The organism is Alphaproteobacteria bacterium SS10 (genome assembly GCA_019192455.1).
Taxonomy (GTDB): Bacteria; Pseudomonadota; Alphaproteobacteria; order TMED2; family TMED2; genus TMED2.
Genome location: JAHCML010000003.1, coordinates 1,222,012 through 1,237,805, shown reverse-complemented (window position 1 = coordinate 1,237,805; position 15,794 = coordinate 1,222,012). Strand labels below are relative to the sequence as shown.

Sequence of the window (15,794 nt, the reverse complement as noted above, 5' to 3'; positions counted from 1 at the left end):
GCTTTGTTGCAAGATCGCCACTCTATCGTGAAGTACCTGGCTGGCCAAGGCTGTGATCCTGCCAAATTTTCCCGTTGAACGCGGTTGTCCGCGGCTAAAAACCAGGAAAATCTTTCAAGCGCAGGACCTTCACAGAACTACCTGCCTCAAGGGCTGAACTATGGGCGGGCTGGAAAATTAGGCCATCGGCGTTAGCGAGTACCGTCATCAACGAACTATCTTGGCTATCCGCGGCACGCGCATGAAGACCGCCGGCCTCATCAACCTCGATTGAGGCACGTTGATAATGATCTCTCGGCCCATTCTTTGAGAGGGGTGCATTGAGTATGGCGGGCAAGAACGGCATCGGTTCCGGCGTCATGCCGCGAAGTTTTTGAACAGCGGGCCAAACAAAGAGTAGGGCGCAGACGAGGCTGGAAACCGGGTTACCCGGCAAGCCCAGTACCGGTAGCTGACCCACATGGCCGAACATCAGTGGCTTGCCTGGCCGCATGGCGATGCGCCAGAAGGCAAGCTCACCATCGCCAGCACCTTCGAGCACATCGCGCACCAAATCATGGGCGCCAACACTGACACCGCCAGTGGTGAGAAGAAGATCGGCACCCAGGGCAGATTGGAACGCGGCGGTTAAGGCAGCCTGGTCGTCCCGGGCAACGCCGAGGTTGCGGACCTCGCAGCCCCAGCTTTCCAACATGGCCTGAAGGGCTGGGCCGCTTGAGCTCACAATATCACCCGGACCCAGATTGCTGCCCGGCAACTTCACCTCATCCCCGGTTGAGAGCACGGCGACAACCGGCTTCCGGTAGGCCGCTATGGTGGTAACGTTCATTGCGGCGACCAAACCAATGTGTCGGGCTGTCAATAAGCATCCAGGCTTAAGTGGTTGATCGCCTTCACTGAAATCAATGCCAGCCAACCGAATGTTTCGGCCGGCGGCTATGTTGGCGGTTGGCACTACCTCACCGTCTACACCAGGTTCCGTATCTTCCTGGATCAGGATGGCGTCGGCGCCCTTTGGAACCACGGCGCCAGTAAAGATGCGCACGGCGTGCCCGGGTTTAACCTCCCCATCAAATGGGTGTCCGGCACTGGCCTCGCCACCCAGTTTCAGGGGCGTACCGGGGATCACGTCGTCTGACCGTACCGCATAGCCATCCATCGCGGACATGGAGGCAGGTGGCTGGGTCAGTAAGGCCCTGGGACTTTCAGCCAGCACTCGCCCGGAAGCCTGGGCAAGTGAGACCGGCTCAATATCAACGGCGGTGAGTTTTGCGAGGATTTGTTCCCGGGCGGCATCAACGCTCAGCATCTCAGCCATGGTCTGGCTCACCCGGCGCGTTATAGGTGCCAGAGCGGCCACCGGATTTATGAACCAGGCGAATATTCTGGATTGTCATGGCCTTATCTATTGCCTTTGCCATGTCATAGATCGTCAGCGCGGCGACGGAGACGGCGGCTAGCGCTTCCATCTCAACACCCGTTGGCCCGGTTACACTGGCCGTGCCGGTAATTTGCAGGCCTGGAAGAGCGTGGTCGGCCACGATCTCAACATCGGCATGGTGGAGTGGGAGTGGGTGACATAGTGGGATCAGGTCGCCAGTTCGTTTGGCGGCCATAACCCCTGCCAATCGGGCGGTACCGATGACATCGCCCTTATTGAGTGCTGCCTGTTCAATCTTGGCTAAGGTGTCGGCGCTCATCACCACCTCGCCCCTGGCGATTGCTTTACGGGCGGTATGGGGTTTGTCACCGACATTGACCATGCGGGCGGCGCCATCGTGATCGAGATGGGTGAGGTTATCGTTGCCCATGGGTCAGTTGAGCGCTGCTTGCGGTTCGCGAAGCGCTTTTGTCGCCTGCTCAACATCGGCCTGGCGCATCAGTGACTCACCGATCAGGAAACCCTTTGCGCCCACATCAATCATGCGGTCCAAATCGGCGCGATCGCGTAATCCACTCTCACAGATCAGCATCCGGTCATCCGGCACGCGTGGTGCTAACTCTTCAGTGGTGGCAAGGCTAACCTCTAACGTCTTGAGGTTCCTGTTATTTATGCCGATGAGCGGGGTGTCCAAGGCAAGCGCGCGATCAAGCTCATCACCATCGTGAACCTCAACCAGAACATCCATGCCAAGCTCTATAGCTTTGTCATGGAGTGTTGATGCCTCCTCATCCGTCAATGCAGCCATGATCAGCAGGATACAATCTGCCCCAAGCGCTCTGGCCTCCAGTATCTGGTAAGGGTCCAGCATGAAATCCTTCCGGAGGGCCGGCAGGTCAACGGCACCGCGTGCGGCGACAAGGTCTGGATCTTGCCCTTGGAAGTACGGCGTATCGGTCAGGACCGAGAGACAGGATGCACCGCCGGCCTGATAAGCCTTTGCAAGGGTCGCAGGGTCAAAATCAGCGCGGATTAGGCCCTTGCTGGGTGAGGCCTTCTTCACCTCACAGATAAGGCCGAAGCCCTTATCAGCAGCGTCTTTGGCCAGGGCGGCGGCGAACCCCCGTGGCGCGCTAACACGATCCAAATCAGCGATCAGATCGGCCTCTGATCGGTGCGCCTTACAATCGGCGACATGTTCCCGCTTGCGGCGGCAGATTTCAGCGAGAACGCTAGACATTGCTTATAGGTCCAATCAGCTAGCGGCGGCGGCAAGTGGGGCCGCGCCGATCAGTTCTTCCAACTTAGCTTTGGCGAGGCCCTTGTCGATGGCCTCTTTAGCCTGGGCGGCACCGGTTTTAAGATCTGCGGCCTTGCCTGACACGAGCAGTGCGGCAGCCGCGTTCAATACAACAATGTCCCGATAGCCGGATTTCTTGCCATCAAGCAGAGCCAACAATGCGGCGGCGTTCTGCTCGGGTGTGCCGCCACGGATCGACTTCTCATCTGAAACGGAGAGACCAGCATCGCCCGGTTCAATGGTGAAGTGTTGGACAACACCATTGCGTAGCTCGGCGACCTCACTTGGGCCGGTGATGGTCAGTTCATCCAGGCCGTCATGGCCGTGGACGACCCAGGCGACCTCGCTGCCCAGCCTACCAAGCACGGTTGCCATTGGGTCCAGCCAGTCCGGGCTAAAGACGCCCAACAACTGTCGACGCACACCGGCAGGGTTAGCCAAGGGGCCCAGAAGGTTGAAGATGGTGCGAAGCCCCATTTCTTTACGGGCAGGGACCACGTGGCGCATGGCGGCATGATGCTTTGGTGCCATAAGGAAACAGACGCCATGCTGTTTCAGACTGCCTTCAACCTGCTCAATATCGGCCATGACATTGACGCCAAGCGCCTCGAGGACATCAGCCGCACCAGATTTGGAGGAGGCAGCACGGTTGCCATGCTTGGCCACCGGCACACCGCAGGCTGCAACCACAAAGGCGACAGCAGTTGAGACATTCAGGGTGCCCTTGCCGTCACCGCCGGTGCCGCAGGTATCAATGGCATCGGCTGGTGCCTGCACCATGGCGGCATTGCTGCGCAAGACCCTGGCGCCGCCTGTAATCTCATCAACCGTTTCACCACGTACCCGCATGCCCATCAGGAAGGCGCCCAGCTGGGCAGGGGTGGCAGAGCCTGACATGACGATGTCAAAGGCTTCAACGGCTTCGGCCTCGGTCAGGCTCGCGCCAGTGCCGAGTTTTGCCAGGAATGGCTTCATTGCCTGTTCGTCAGTGCTCACGGGATCTCGTCGGTCTGAAGTGTTTGGGCTAAACGGCGCTGAGGTGCTTAGGCTGGAACGGCCTGTTTCTGCTGCGCCTGTAGGGCCATGGTTTTGAAGTTTTGCAGCATCTGTGCACCGTGTTCGGTCGCGATGCTCTCTGGGTGGAACTGCACACCATATAGCGGCAGTTCGGCATGCTGATAACCCATGATTAGGTCATCATCGGTACTGCGGGCCGTAATCTCCAGCTGGTTGGGAGAGGTAGCACTATCAACCACGAGAGAGTGGTAGCGCGTCACGGAAAACGGGTTGGGTAGACCAGCGAAGATACCGTCATTGTTATGGCTGATTGGGCTGGTTTTGCCATGCATGGGGCGTCCGGCACGAACCACCTTGCCGCCAAAGGCCTGGCCGAGTGCCTGATGGCCTAAGCACACACCCAATAATGGCCGTTTGGCATCTGCTGCCGCCGCAATCAGGTCCAAGCAAATACCCGCACGATCGGGGTCGCAAGGGCCCGGTGAAATTACGATGGCTTCAGCCTCGATCGCCATGGCGTCAGCGACCGAAATCTTGTCGTTCCGATGTACGATTGATTCGAGCCCTACGGTCCCCATCACCTGAACCAGGTTGTAGGTGAAGCTGTCATAGTTATCGATGAGCAGGACGCGCATTTGGCTTCTCGGGCTTGGGCTTATTGGGGCGCTGGACCGCAGAAATCCGGCATATCAGAGCTATAACATAAAACCGCCATGGGACGACAAGGGAAGCTGTTGACCAAAAGCTGGGGCAGACATGCGAAATCGCGTTGGTGCCCCTGGATCGAGTCGTGGCGAGTCAGGCTTGACCGGCCTCTGATCCCGTAAGACCCTCACATATCTGTATGTATTTGGCTGAAGAGCCCGCTATGGCCCCCTTGCACCTGCCTGAGGCAACATCCATCAACCTGTCCTGGCGTCGTTTGACGTTGATGCTGATGGTTGGCGTTGCCGTTGTGGCAACCGGTGCATTGGTTATGGGCAACGGCAGTCAGGCACGGGATATCGCCAGCGACCGGGACGCTAAACGTGTCGTTGTACCGATCATCGACCTCCGCCCACTTTCTGTTACCGCAGCACCGGTTGAAACACCTAGCAGCTCACCCGAAGAGGTTGCGTTAGCAGTGGATCCCGAACCTCCGGCTGCTAAGCCAGAGCCATTGTCAGTGGCGACAGTTGAGGCACCATCGGTTCAACCGGTGATCCCGGCGCCGGTTGAGGCCAAGCCAGCAGCCGCTGTCCCTGCTGAGAAGCTAGATGTTGCGGTGATTACGCCGCCGGCGGTTGAGCTGACACCTGCCTGGCAGCGATATGCAGTGCCGGTCGCCCTTGATAGTAATCGCCCCAAAATTGCGATTGTCATCGATGATCTGGGCTTGAGTAGAACCAGGACCGAGCGGACCATGGAGCTGCCAGCGCCGATGACGCTCGCGTTCCTGCCATATGCCGGCAATCTGGAGCAGCAAACCAACCGGGCCCGACGCCTGGGCCATGAGCTGTTAGTCCATGTACCGATGCAGCCCCTGGATGCCAAACAGGATCCTGGCCCACGGGCCCTTACCGTTGATTTGCCTAAGGATGAGGTGCTTCGCCGGTTGCGCCAGGCGCTCGGCAAGTTCGACGGTTATGTCGGGATCAATAACCATATGGGTAGCCGCTTCACGAGTGATACCCAATCGATGATGACGGTGCTTACCGAGCTGAAGCGCCGGGGGCTGATGTTCCTCGATAGCCAAACCTCGCCCAAGAGTGTGGCTGGCGATCTTGCCGAAAGCCTCGGCATGCCAGCAGCGCGCCGCAGTGTATTTCTAGATCATGAGATCGAGCCCGCAGCCATCCGACGTAGCCTTCGCCAGTTAGAAGCGGTTGCCCGCCATGTGGGTACAGCGGTCGGTATTGGTCATCCGCACCGGGAAACCTTGGAAGCCCTGGATGAGTGGCTGCCGACACTGGAAGAGCGTGGTTTCCAATTGGTACCGATCTCAACAATCGCGGCGATGCGTTCAGCTAAGACTGAAGAACAGGTTGCGGCGCGGGCCGAATAGCTGACGCGTTAAGCGTTACGAGCGATGGAGAGCGCTTCATCAGCGGCCCGGAACAGGGCGCGGGCCTTGTTCACCGTCTCATCATACTCTTTCTGCGGATCGCTATCCGCAACCACACCAGCGCCAGCCTGGACGTGCATCATGCCATTCTTCAGCACAGCGGTGCGGAGGGCGATACAATTATCCATGCTGCCATCGGCACCGAAATAGCCAACGCATCCGGCATAGATACCGCGCCGGGCAACCTCAAGTTCGTCGATGATCTCCATCGCTCGAACCTTTGGGGCACCGCTAACCGTACCGGCTGGGAAGCCGGCCATTAGGGCATCGAACGGATCGAGGTCACTACGCAGCGTGCCCTCAACATTCGAGACGATGTGCATGACGTGAGAGTAGTACTCAATCACCATCTGCTCGGTGACCTGAACACTGCCGATTTCGGCAACCCTGCCAACGTCGTTGCGCCCAAGATCAAGCAGCATCAGATGCTCCGATAGCTCCTTCGGATCCGCCAGGAGGTCATCGGCCAGGGCCTTGTCCTCTTTCGGTGTCCCACCCCGTGGGCGTGTGCCTGCTAGTGGGCGGATCGTGACCTTGCCATCACGAACCCGAACCAAGATCTCAGGGCTTGATCCAACAATGCTTAGCTCACCCAACCGTACATAGAATAGAAACGGTGATGGGTTTAACCGGCGGAGTGCGCGGTACAGATCAAAGGGCGGGAGTGGGAAGGGGGCAGAGAACCGTTGAGATGGCACGATCTGGAAGGCATCACCGGCCAGGATGTATTCCTTCGCCTTATCAACGGCGGCCTTGTAAGCGTCCTGCCCGGTATTTGAGACAGGCTCCACTTCGCCGGTTTCGTTACCCATGATTGGGTTGGGCGCCGGTGGTGATCGGCGCAGCAGTTTCAGTGCTGTTTGCAGTCGCTCGGCAGCGGCATCATAGGCGGCGCGGGCGGGCACATCGGTGGATGGCCGCAAGGGTGTCGCGATAGTGATGGTGCGATCGATATTGTCGAACACAGCAATCAGCGTTGGCCGCATCATCACCGCGTCATCCAGGTTCAGCGGGTCGGGATTATCATTCGGAATATCCTCAACCACCCGCACCATGTCATAGCCAAGATAGCCAAACAGACCGCCAGCGGTCATCGGCGGCAGGCCTGGCGGTGGCTCAATCCGGCTTTCGGCCAGGATGACACGCAAGCTCTCAAGCGCGGGCCGTTCATCGGCGTCAAACTTCGTCTCACCGAGATGGGGGCCGCGATTGATCTCTGGCTTTAGATCCCGGGCACGCCAGATCAGATCGGGGCGCAGCGCAATGATTGAGTAGCGGCCAATATTGGCCCCGCCCTCAACAGACTCAAAGAGACAGCAATGGGGCTCGCCATCGGCCAGTTTCAGGAACGCAGATACCGGTGTCTCGAGATCGGCAATCATCCTGGTCCAGAGCAGCGTCGCAGGCCCATCAGGCTGATATTGCGAGGCGACGGTATCAAAGTCTGGTTGGATCGACACGAGATGGGGCTTCCAGCCTAAGGCAGAGAAAAATGACGGGTAGGCAGCATAGCCGCCAACCCAGCGCGCGTTGTTAAACGCCAATTCGGATCAGATTGCGATCAATAACCGCCATGGGCAGGGATCGAGCCACCGGACTCTGGCGTGTGGAAGCTGTTCAGCACATTGTAATTGATCCGTGCCGGATAGCGCTGATCCAAAACCCGCTGATATTGGGATAGCAGGTCAAGTGACAGGGTTTCTGCGAGATCAACCCGCATCTCCTGAATCTGCACTGGATCAACAGCCTCACTGGCCACGCCCTCGATGCGGATAACCACCCAGCGGTCACCAATTCGAAGACGGTCAGTGTCACCCGGTTCAGTCAGGTCAAAGATCCCACGCAAAATGGCCGGGGCAATAGCGGTGTTGCGGTCGGCTCGGCTCAACTGTTGGACCTGTTGCACGGTGACCTGCTCTGGGTCGAGGCCAAGCTCAGTCAGCGCATCATTCCATTCGGCGCCGTCACGCGCTGCTTCATCAAGTTTGGCGGCCAGATCAGCAGCCACACGGCGGCGCTCAATCAGCTCCCAAAGGCCGGTCAGTTGGGTCTGAACCTCTTCCTTTGGCTGTGTATTGGCCGGTGTAACGCTGTCGAGGCGAACGGCGAGGTAGCCACCATTACTGCTCTCAAACAGTGGGCTAACTTCCCCAGGCTCAAGGTAGAATGCTTCCTCAGCAACAATGGACAGGCCAAAGGCTGGGGTTGCGGTGCCCACCGGCAGGGTCGCGTCCTCGGCGAGGCCATCTAAAGTGATCAGATTGATCTTTAGGGTCTCCGCAATCTCTTCAAAGGGCTGCTCGTCAATGAGCGCCTGATCAACCTCAGCGGAGAAGTCGAAGAGGGCGTCTGCTGCATTGCGCCGCTGAACCTGCTCGGTCAACGCCTCACGAACATCATCCAGGGGGCGGGTGCCTGCTTCTTGACTGCCGGTAAGGCGAACAATGTGGAGGCCCAGATCCGTTTCGATCGGTTCTGAGATTTCACCAACCTGCATTTCAAAGATGACATCAGCCATCTCTGGCAGCAGCGTTTCGCGCTCTGCCCAATCGACATCGGAGACAAAGGGCGCATTCTCAGGGAAGGCGGCGGCGACAATATCGCTAAGGCTGCTGCCCTCAGTGGCGGCGGCTAGCAGAAGTTCAGCCTGTTCAGCACTGTCGAGCAGGGCTTGTTCAAACCGGCGCCGTTCATCGACGCGGAAGCTATCGATCTGGCGATTGTATTCGGCCTGCAACTGCTCATCCGTGACGGTCACACGGTCAGCAACATCAGCGGGACCAAAGTTGAGGATGCTGACGGTCCGACGCTCTGGCGTGCGGAACGCATCCAGGTTCTGTTCATACAGAACATTTAACTCTTCTTCGGTTGGCTCACCCTCGACCGGTACATCAGCCTCACCCAGGGTGACGTAGCTTACATCCCGGGTACGGCCCTGAAATTCGGTGAGCACGTCCAGCATCAGGTTGGGTGCTTGAACACCGCTGATGACAGCCTGGCTCATCTGGCCACGGGTCATGTTGGCCTTAACCTGCTGGGCATAGGCTTCGGGCGTTAGGCCCGCCTGGTAGACGATGAAGTTAAAACGCTCACGATCAAAGTTGCCTTCCTCATCCTGGAAACCGTCATTGTTACGGATGATGGTGGCCAAGGCCTCTTCAGTTATCAGCACTTCCGAGTCGGTGGCAGCCTGCTGCATTTGGCGGCGAAGAATGAGGCGGGCGAGGGTCTCTTCCAATCGGCCTTCAGTCAGCGCTTGAACCCGATTTACAAACTGACCGGTGTTCCGCTGCTCTTCCGCCAAATCGAAGTTGAAGGTCTGATCAAGCTCTGCTGCCGTGATCTTGTAATCGCCCACCAACGCCGCATTGCTGTTACCAACCATACTGAAATCGGTGACACCGAAGCTGAGCATGCTGAGACCCATAAGGCTGAACAGCACGATCACAAAGATTCGGCCGATCCGATTTTCCATCAACTTACGCATGGCGTCTTGGTCTCAAACTCTGGCTAAAAGTGGGCTCGATTGGGCTCGAAAAATCCGCCGCTCACTCGGCTCCCCCTGGACCCGATGCGGCTGACCTGATAATAGGGGCGCATATCCACGCTTGCAACGGCTCAGCCTGCCGGAATCAGCGAGTTTTCGACTTTTTTCATCCCGTGCCGATGCACGTTCGTTAGAGGTAGTTCAAATGGCGTCCGCCAACCCCGCTTTTCTTATCGCCGGTAACTGGAAGATGCATGGCACGATGGCCATGGCCGACCAGCTGACCCAGGCTATTCAGCATGGCTTTAATCACGATCAGGTGAAGGTCGTGCTGTGCCCAACCAGCCTGCATCTAACCACGGTCGTGAAGGCAGCCGCTGGCAGCGGTATCGGCGTTGGGTCCCAGACCTGCCATACGGCTGAAACGGGCGCGCACACCGGCGATGTTGCGGCGGCCATGATTGCGGATGCCGGTGCCAGCTACGCAATCGTTGGCCACTCAGAGCGCAGAACCGATCATGGCGAAACTGATGAAATGGTGTGCGCGCAGGCTGAGGCCGCATTGGCTGCTGGTCTAACCCCAATCATCTGCATTGGTGAGACAGAAGCGGAACGGGATGCCGGTGAGGCCGAGGCTGTTGTGAAGAAACAAATCGCGGGTTCGATGCCAACCGACCTGACATCGGCTGATGTGATCCTTGCTTATGAGCCGGTTTGGGCCATCGGCACCGGTCGCACGCCATCAAATGATGACATCGAAGCGATCCACACTGTGATTGCTCAGGCCGCTGCGGGTGCGACCAGCGATAAAGCTGCGCCACGCATTCTTTATGGTGGGTCGGTTAAGCCTGGGAATGCTTCTGAAATCCTGCCGCTAAATGGTGTTGGTGGTGCCTTGGTTGGTGGTGCCAGCCTGAAGGCAGAGGACTTTTTGGGCATCCTCACAGCGGCGGCTGGGGTTGCTTCCAGCTAGCTAATCGCGCGGTGTTTTTGAGCTGATTTGATGCAGGGCAAAAACATCGCTGGCGTCTGTCGACGAAATCACTATTTTGTCGGTTCAGCCTTACAAAGCGTCTCTATGTAAAACGGCCCACGAAGAAGGGCCCGTCAGGTGTTGTTATGGAAACCGTATTGCTTGTCGTTCATTTGCTGCTCGCCGTGGCCCTCATCGGGGTCATCCTGTTGCAGCGCTCAGAAGGTGGCGGCCTTGGTATCGGCGGCGGCGGTGGTAGCTCGGCCGGTGCAGGTTTTGGCGGCATGATGTCCGCACGCGGCACAGCCAACTTCCTGACCCGCACGACCGCAATTCTCGCGGCCTCCTTTATGGCAACCAGCCTACTGCTCGCGATCATCGCCTCTGATGGTCAGGACACCGACTTCCTGGACCAAATTGAAGGTGCGGAGGTGTTCAATGACATTCGCACCGATGACCCAGCAGCCATCGAGCCTCCAGAGGACACTGAACCAGCGGTCGATGCCGGCCCTGAAGTCCCACTCTCAGAGTAAGTACCAGATTTAAGCCCGAACGCCCCGTAGCTAGAGAAAGAGCGATACACCATGGCCAGGTTCATTTTTGTGACGGGTGGGGTGGTCTCTTCACTTGGTAAAGGTCTTGGTGCTGCGGCACTTGCTGCCTTGCTCCAGTCCCGTGGCTTTAAAGTCCGGATCCGCAAGCTGGATCCCTACCTGAACGTCGATCCAGGCACGATGAGCCCTTACCAGCATGGTGAGGTGTTCGTGACCGATGATGGTGCTGAAACCGATCTCGACCTTGGCCACTATGAGCGCTTCACCGGCGTGTCTGCTCGTCAGGGCGATAACATCACCACCGGTCGCATCTATTCAGAGGTGATCGCCAAGGAACGGCGCGGTGACTATCTGGGTGCCACCGTTCAGGTCATTCCACATGTGACCGACGCGATTAAGGCGTTTATCGGCTCCGGCACTTCGGATGAAGACTTCATCATCTGTGAGATTGGCGGCACCGTCGGCGATATTGAGGGCCTGCCGTTCCTGGAAGCCATTCGCCAGTTTGGTAACGAGATCGGGCCAGAGAATGCCTTGTTTATTCACGCGACCCTGGTCCCGTATCTGGCGGCCGCCGGTGAGCTGAAAACCAAACCTACACAGCACTCAGTGAAAGAACTGCTATCAGTTGGTATTCAGCCACAGATCCTGATCTGCCGTTGTGAGCAACCAATCCCTGAGAGCGAGCGCCGCAAGATCGCACTGTTCTGTAACATTCGCCGTGAGCGGGTGATTGAGGCGCGCGATGTCGACACCATCTACGCCGTACCGATGACCTATCACGAGCAGGGCCTCGATGATGAGGTGCTGAAGTATTTTGAGATCGATGCCCCGCCACCGGACCTTAGTCGTTGGGAACAGGTGGTTGAGCGGGTGCGCCAGCCAGAGGGCGAAGTGAAGATCGCCGTCGTCGGCAAATACACGTCACTGCTTGATGCCTATAAGTCCCTGAATGAGGCCCTCGACCATGGCGGCATTGCCAACAATGTGAAGGTCAAAGTTGAGTGGATGGACAGCCAGATCTTCGAGCGGGATGACGCCGTCCAACAGCTTGAAGGTGTGCATGGCATCTTGGCCCCCGGTGGCTTTGGTGAGCGTGGTGCCGAGGGTAAGATCGAGGCGGCGAAGTTCGCCCGGGAACACAATATTCCTTACTTCGGCATCTGCTTCGGTATGCAAATGGCCATCATTGAGGCCGCGCGTAACAAGGCGGGCATCAACAGTGCTGGCTCGTCCGAATTTGGTCCGCTTGAGAACCCGGTTGTCGGCCTGATGACCGAATGGGAACGGGCAGGGGCCGTTGAACGCCGCAACAGTGCCAGCCCAATGGGCGGTACCATGCGCCTTGGTGCCTATCCTTGCGATCTGCTGCCAGGCTCAAAGGTTCAGGAAATCTATGGTGACGAACGGATCGAAGAACGTCACCGCCACCGCTATGAAGTGAACATCCACTTCAAAGAACAGTTGGAAGATGTGGGCGTTCGCTTCTCGGGCCTGTCACCAGATGGTCAGCTGCCAGAAATCATCGAGCTGCCGGATCACCCTTGGTTTATTGGCGTACAGTTCCACCCAGAGCTAAAGTCCCGCCCGTTTGAGCCGCATCCGCTGTTCACCAGCTTCGTCGATGCCGCCATCCAGCAGAGCCGGTTGGTCTAATGCCCGTACAGCAACGCGTTGTTAAAGTCGGCGATATTGAGATCGCCAATGATCGTCCATTTACGCTTATTGCTGGCCCATGCCAGCTTGAGAGCCGGGATCATGCCTTCGACATGGCGGGCGCGCTGAAAGAGCTAACGGCGCGTCTCGGCATTCCGTTCATCTATAAGACGTCCTTCGATAAGGCGAACCGCACCTCGGTGTCGGGTAAGCGTGGTGTTGGCCTTGATAAAGGCCTACCGATCCTCGCAGAGCTTCGTAAAGAGCTTGAGGTGCCGGTGCTGACTGACATTCACGGGCCAGAGCAATGTGAGCCTGTCGCTGCTGTTGTTGATGTGATGCAAATCCCAGCCTTCCTGTGCCGGCAGACCGACCTGTTGCTCGCAGCTGGTGAGACCGGTGCCGTGATCAATGTGAAGAAGGGGCAGTTTCTGGCCCCTTGGGATATGGGCAATGTGGCTGCCAAAATCGCAGCCACCGGCAACCACAACATCCTGCTGACCGAGCGGGGCGCCAGCTTTGGCTACAATACCCTAGTCTCGGATATGCGCTCGCTCCCAACCATGGCTGAAACGGGCTACCCGGTTGTCTTTGACGCAACCCATTCGGTTCAGCAGCCAGGTGGTAAAGGCACGTCCTCTGGCGGCCAACGTGAGTTTGTACCGGTGCTGTCCCGTGCGGCGGTGGCTGTTGGTGTTGGTGCGCTGTTTGTTGAGACGCACCAGGATCCCGATAATGCACCATCCGATGGGCCTAATATGGTGCCATTGGATGAAATGGAGCCGTTGCTCTCAAAGCTTCAAGATTTGGATCGCGTCGTTAAAGCAGCGTAAGCTCAGGCAGCTGGTGCTGGCACCATTGCCGGTTCTGGTGCTTCCGGCTCAGCCTTGCTCCGCCACCGCTTCAGATCGACGCTTGAGTGCCTGACCGGCGCGAACTTTGACAGTAAGTCTGCGGCTTCCGTGCGGCTTTCAACATTCTGAAATCGCTCTAGCGCGTCGGGTGTGACGATCTCTTGAATGCGCATCTGCTCAGTCAGGCCGATGAGATACATAACCTGACCGGCCCGCTGCTCCGTTGTTGGGCCCGCATATTTCTCATCATTCAAAGTGAGTTGGCCTGGCAGGGTCAGGTGATTAACCCCGTCGGGCATATCACCTAGCATCGCCAACTCATCAACCGAATGTTCCCAACGACTTAGGGATCGAACCCGCATCCGATCACCCATATCGTCCTGCGGAATAAACTGTCGCTCAGCGATCCTAATCAGAGCCTCGGCTGTCATCTTGATCAGCTGATCATCGTATTGGCCGATATAGCCAGTAAGGTCGAAGAACGCGTCATGGGCAGCGCGTCGAGCCCGGCCGTCATGGGCCGCAGCGGGGTCGGCCATCACAGCCGCTTCGAAGGCGATCTTCTGATGCTGGTCACCGCCGGACCGTTCCATCGCCGACCACATCCGATCATCACCGGCTTGCTTATTATCAAACGCAATCTGGATCGCGACCGCATTGGCAGCAGCTTCCAAATGGCGATTGGCCAAAATGCGATGGTCCAATTGGATGGTTAGGTCATCAACACTGTCTGGAAGCTGACGCAGCTGTTCGCCCAGTTTGGCTAGCTGCTGGCAATGGGTCAGTTCATGCGCGGTAGAGTTTGCCGCGGCACCAATGAACACATCGGGGTCAGCGGGCAGGGGATCGCTGCTGTTAAATGATTGCCGTCGGATGCCGTGATCATAGCTAGCGATGGCATCGGCCTGCAGGCGGGCAAAGTCAAAGTCTACGCCGCCGCTGCGGGCCGTCTTCAAAAGCGCTCGACCCAGGGGGCGTTTGGCCACCACATCCTGAACCGCCACAATGGCCCGCGCTTGGGCCCGGGGCAGGTCGTGTAAATAGCTATCTTTGGCGCTCAGGGTGATGGGCTCGCCATTTGGATTGGTCCAGCTAGCATGGCTGATAACACCACGAAGCGACAGACCAGCAGGCGCACTCGCGACACTCGCAATCGTGGCGTCATGGGCGCTTTGCCCATAGCCATCACGGCGGAGTTCGCCCAGCAGGGCGGCAGTTTCCGATGTTCGGGGCGGCTGTGTCATAGCGGGTTGGGAGAAAAGCGAGCTGACGTGTAAGCGGTACCCTGCGCCCAACTTTTGAAAGCCCAAATGGGTGATTTCGACTACCTATCCTGTAGGCTGCCGACGGTATCCCGGATGGTCGTTGTGATGATCTCTAGGCCCAGCTGATCAGCGAAGATCACGATGCCACCGAATAGGGCACCAATGGTCAGACCCGCCACGAGAGTTTCTGCGATGCCGAGCGGCTTACGCTCCAGCCTTGGCTTCAGGTCATTCTTCTCAAGATAGTCGGAATACACATCGCAAAGCGCGATCAAATAGAACGGGCGGATGAATACCTGAACGATGCCCGCGGCAATGATCAACGGCACCCCGGCAATCACTAACGCATGCACAAATTCACTGACGTCATCCAATTCACCGGCAATCGGATCAGCGTAAAGAAAGATCACAAGCGCACCCCCATAGGCCAAAATGCCGACGATCCAACACAGAGCAGAGTATCCAGCGCGAAGGGCCATCACCTCATAACCATTGTCCCGGATGAGGCGGAGTGAGTGCTTAAAGCTAGCGAGTAGGGAGTTACCAAGAACCAGGCTCGGCATCATGCCAGCGGAGGCAACCTTCCAGGCATAGTAGGCTATTTCAGCAATCGCCCGCTGAGCAGGGGTGGTGTCATCATCACTTTTCGGCAAACGATCCAGGATCCGACCAGCGGTGATATAGCCATCGGCAAAACTGTAGAACCAGATCGCAAAGGGGCGACGCCAGACAAGGCCAAGGCATTGGGGGATTGTTGACCGCCCGGTATGTCGCCTTAAGAAGTGCACCGCCACCATGCAGCCAGTCAAAATCCCTAGTGGCAGCGTGGCAGCTAAGATGCAGAAGATGCACCAGAGGGTGAACAGGATCTCACCTGGTGAGGTTCCTTCCTTCGTTGCCTCCTCAAACATCTCTTGCGGCATGAAGCCGACGCCCAGAACCCAGATCAGGTAAAAGCCCGCAATCACCAGCCATTGCGCCAGCGCGAAGACGATAAGTTCCTTCTCGGTGAATAGAAGGCTAAAGGCATAGCCAAGACGCTTACCAAGCTCACGCAGACCGGCACCCATACTGGGTCGCTCAACGTCTTTGATGACGGTGGCGGCACGGTCCCTGAACTTTGAGAGATTTCTGAAGCTTGTACGATTGGCCAAAGGTCAAACCAACTGCATAGCAAACCAATAGTTTAGCATCGCCCCGGTG

The 15,794-nt window shown here is 57.7% G+C and carries 14 protein-coding genes; 5 read left to right on the top strand and 9 right to left on the bottom strand.

Features of this window, described 5'->3' with window-relative positions; translation table 11 throughout:
• Positions 1-94: 94 nt before the first annotated feature.
• The 5 genes from KI792_06090 to KI792_06070 all read right to left on the bottom strand — a co-directional run bounded on the left by KI792_06090 (position 95) and on the right by KI792_06070 (position 4,333).
• On the bottom strand, positions 95-1,309 hold the full coding sequence (locus KI792_06090; GenBank protein ID MBV6632589.1) for a molybdopterin molybdotransferase MoeA: 1,215 nt from the start codon (positions 1,307-1,309) through the stop codon (positions 95-97).
• A gap of 1 nt (position 1,310) precedes the next feature.
• Positions 1,311-1,811: a cyclic pyranopterin monophosphate synthase MoaC gene (gene moaC / locus KI792_06085; GenBank protein MBV6632588.1), complete on the bottom strand. Its 501-nt coding sequence runs from the start codon at positions 1,809-1,811 to the stop codon at positions 1,311-1,313.
• 3 nt (positions 1,812-1,814) lie between these two features.
• On the bottom strand, positions 1,815-2,621 hold the full coding sequence (trpC, locus tag KI792_06080) for an indole-3-glycerol phosphate synthase TrpC (protein MBV6632587.1): 807 nt from the start codon (positions 2,619-2,621) through the stop codon (positions 1,815-1,817).
• A gap of 15 nt (positions 2,622-2,636) precedes the next feature.
• Entirely contained in the window at positions 2,637-3,656 is a 1,020-nt protein-coding gene (gene trpD / locus KI792_06075; protein ID MBV6632586.1) for an anthranilate phosphoribosyltransferase, read from the bottom strand.
• 68 nt (positions 3,657-3,724) lie between these two features.
• Positions 3,725-4,333, bottom strand: coding sequence for an aminodeoxychorismate/anthranilate synthase component II (locus KI792_06070; protein ID MBV6632585.1), 609 nt, complete (start codon positions 4,331-4,333; stop codon positions 3,725-3,727).
• 233 nt (positions 4,334-4,566) lie between these two features.
• Here KI792_06070 and KI792_06065 point away from each other — a divergent pair, with 233 nt between their 5' ends.
• Positions 4,567-5,742, top strand: coding sequence for a divergent polysaccharide deacetylase family protein (locus KI792_06065; GenBank protein MBV6632584.1), 1,176 nt, complete (start codon positions 4,567-4,569; stop codon positions 5,740-5,742).
• 8 nt (positions 5,743-5,750) lie between these two features.
• On the opposite strand, the gene trpE is transcribed toward KI792_06065, so the two are convergent.
• Together trpE and KI792_06055 are read right to left on the bottom strand one after the other, a co-directional pair.
• Complete coding sequence (trpE, locus tag KI792_06060; GenBank protein MBV6632583.1) at positions 5,751-7,184, bottom strand: anthranilate synthase component I; 1,434 nt, start codon at positions 7,182-7,184, stop codon at positions 5,751-5,753.
• A gap of 179 nt (positions 7,185-7,363) precedes the next feature.
• The gene (locus tag KI792_06055; protein ID MBV6632582.1) at positions 7,364-9,289 is read right to left on the bottom strand and encodes a peptidyl-prolyl cis-trans isomerase; all 1,926 of its coding nucleotides are present in this window, start codon (positions 9,287-9,289) and stop codon (positions 7,364-7,366) included.
• A gap of 205 nt (positions 9,290-9,494) precedes the next feature.
• Here KI792_06055 and tpiA point away from each other — a divergent pair, with 205 nt between their 5' ends.
• From tpiA to kdsA, 4 genes are all read left to right on the top strand, one after another.
• Positions 9,495-10,262: a triose-phosphate isomerase gene (tpiA, locus tag KI792_06050; protein ID MBV6632581.1), complete on the top strand. Its 768-nt coding sequence runs from the start codon at positions 9,495-9,497 to the stop codon at positions 10,260-10,262.
• 146 nt (positions 10,263-10,408) lie between these two features.
• Positions 10,409-10,795 (top strand): preprotein translocase subunit SecG, encoded by a 387-nt coding sequence (gene secG / locus KI792_06045; protein ID MBV6632580.1) that lies wholly within the window; start codon positions 10,409-10,411, stop codon positions 10,793-10,795.
• A 51-nt stretch (positions 10,796-10,846) separates the two neighbouring features.
• On the top strand, positions 10,847-12,472 hold the full coding sequence (locus tag KI792_06040) for a CTP synthase (GenBank protein MBV6632579.1): 1,626 nt from the start codon (positions 10,847-10,849) through the stop codon (positions 12,470-12,472).
• Complete coding sequence (gene kdsA / locus KI792_06035) at positions 12,472-13,305, top strand: 3-deoxy-8-phosphooctulonate synthase (protein MBV6632578.1); 834 nt, start codon at positions 12,472-12,474, stop codon at positions 13,303-13,305. Before KI792_06040 ends, kdsA begins: the two co-directional genes overlap by 1 nt.
• A gap of 2 nt (positions 13,306-13,307) precedes the next feature.
• Here kdsA and KI792_06030 read toward each other — a convergent pair whose 3' ends face one another.
• Entirely contained in the window at positions 13,308-14,570 is a 1,263-nt protein-coding gene (locus tag KI792_06030; protein MBV6632577.1) for a hypothetical protein, read from the bottom strand.
• 80 nt (positions 14,571-14,650) lie between these two features.
• Positions 14,651-15,745: a hypothetical protein gene (locus KI792_06025; GenBank protein MBV6632576.1), complete on the bottom strand. Its 1,095-nt coding sequence runs from the start codon at positions 15,743-15,745 to the stop codon at positions 14,651-14,653.
• Positions 15,746-15,794: the final 49 nt, after the last annotated feature.

Excerpts from the sequence above, each read along its gene's own strand:
- trpC (MBV6632587.1), bottom strand. The coding sequence starts at position 2,621 with ATGTCTAGCGTTCTCGCTGAAATCTGCCGCCGCAAGCGGGAACATGTC.
- kdsA (MBV6632578.1), top strand. The coding sequence starts at position 12,472 with ATGCCCGTACAGCAACGCGTTGTTAAAGTCGGCGATATTGAGATCGCC.
- KI792_06065 (MBV6632584.1), top strand. The coding sequence starts at position 4,567 with ATGGCCCCCTTGCACCTGCCTGAGGCAACATCCATCAACCTGTCCTGG.
- tpiA (MBV6632581.1), top strand. The coding sequence starts at position 9,495 with ATGGCGTCCGCCAACCCCGCTTTTCTTATCGCCGGTAACTGGAAGATG.
- KI792_06040 (MBV6632579.1), top strand. The coding sequence starts at position 10,847 with ATGGCCAGGTTCATTTTTGTGACGGGTGGGGTGGTCTCTTCACTTGGT.
- KI792_06090 (MBV6632589.1), bottom strand. The coding sequence starts at position 1,309 with ATGCTGAGCGTTGATGCCGCCCGGGAACAAATCCTCGCAAAACTCACC.
- trpD (MBV6632586.1), bottom strand. The coding sequence starts at position 3,656 with ATGAAGCCATTCCTGGCAAAACTCGGCACTGGCGCGAGCCTGACCGAG.
- KI792_06030 (MBV6632577.1), bottom strand. The coding sequence starts at position 14,570 with ATGACACAGCCGCCCCGAACATCGGAAACTGCCGCCCTGCTGGGCGAA.
- trpE (MBV6632583.1), bottom strand. The coding sequence starts at position 7,184 with ATGATTGCCGATCTCGAGACACCGGTATCTGCGTTCCTGAAACTGGCC.
- secG (MBV6632580.1), top strand. The coding sequence starts at position 10,409 with ATGGAAACCGTATTGCTTGTCGTTCATTTGCTGCTCGCCGTGGCCCTC.
- moaC (MBV6632588.1), bottom strand. The coding sequence starts at position 1,811 with ATGGGCAACGATAACCTCACCCATCTCGATCACGATGGCGCCGCCCGC.
- KI792_06055 (MBV6632582.1), bottom strand. The coding sequence starts at position 9,289 with ATGCGTAAGTTGATGGAAAATCGGATCGGCCGAATCTTTGTGATCGTG.
- KI792_06070 (MBV6632585.1), bottom strand. The coding sequence starts at position 4,333 with ATGCGCGTCCTGCTCATCGATAACTATGACAGCTTCACCTACAACCTG.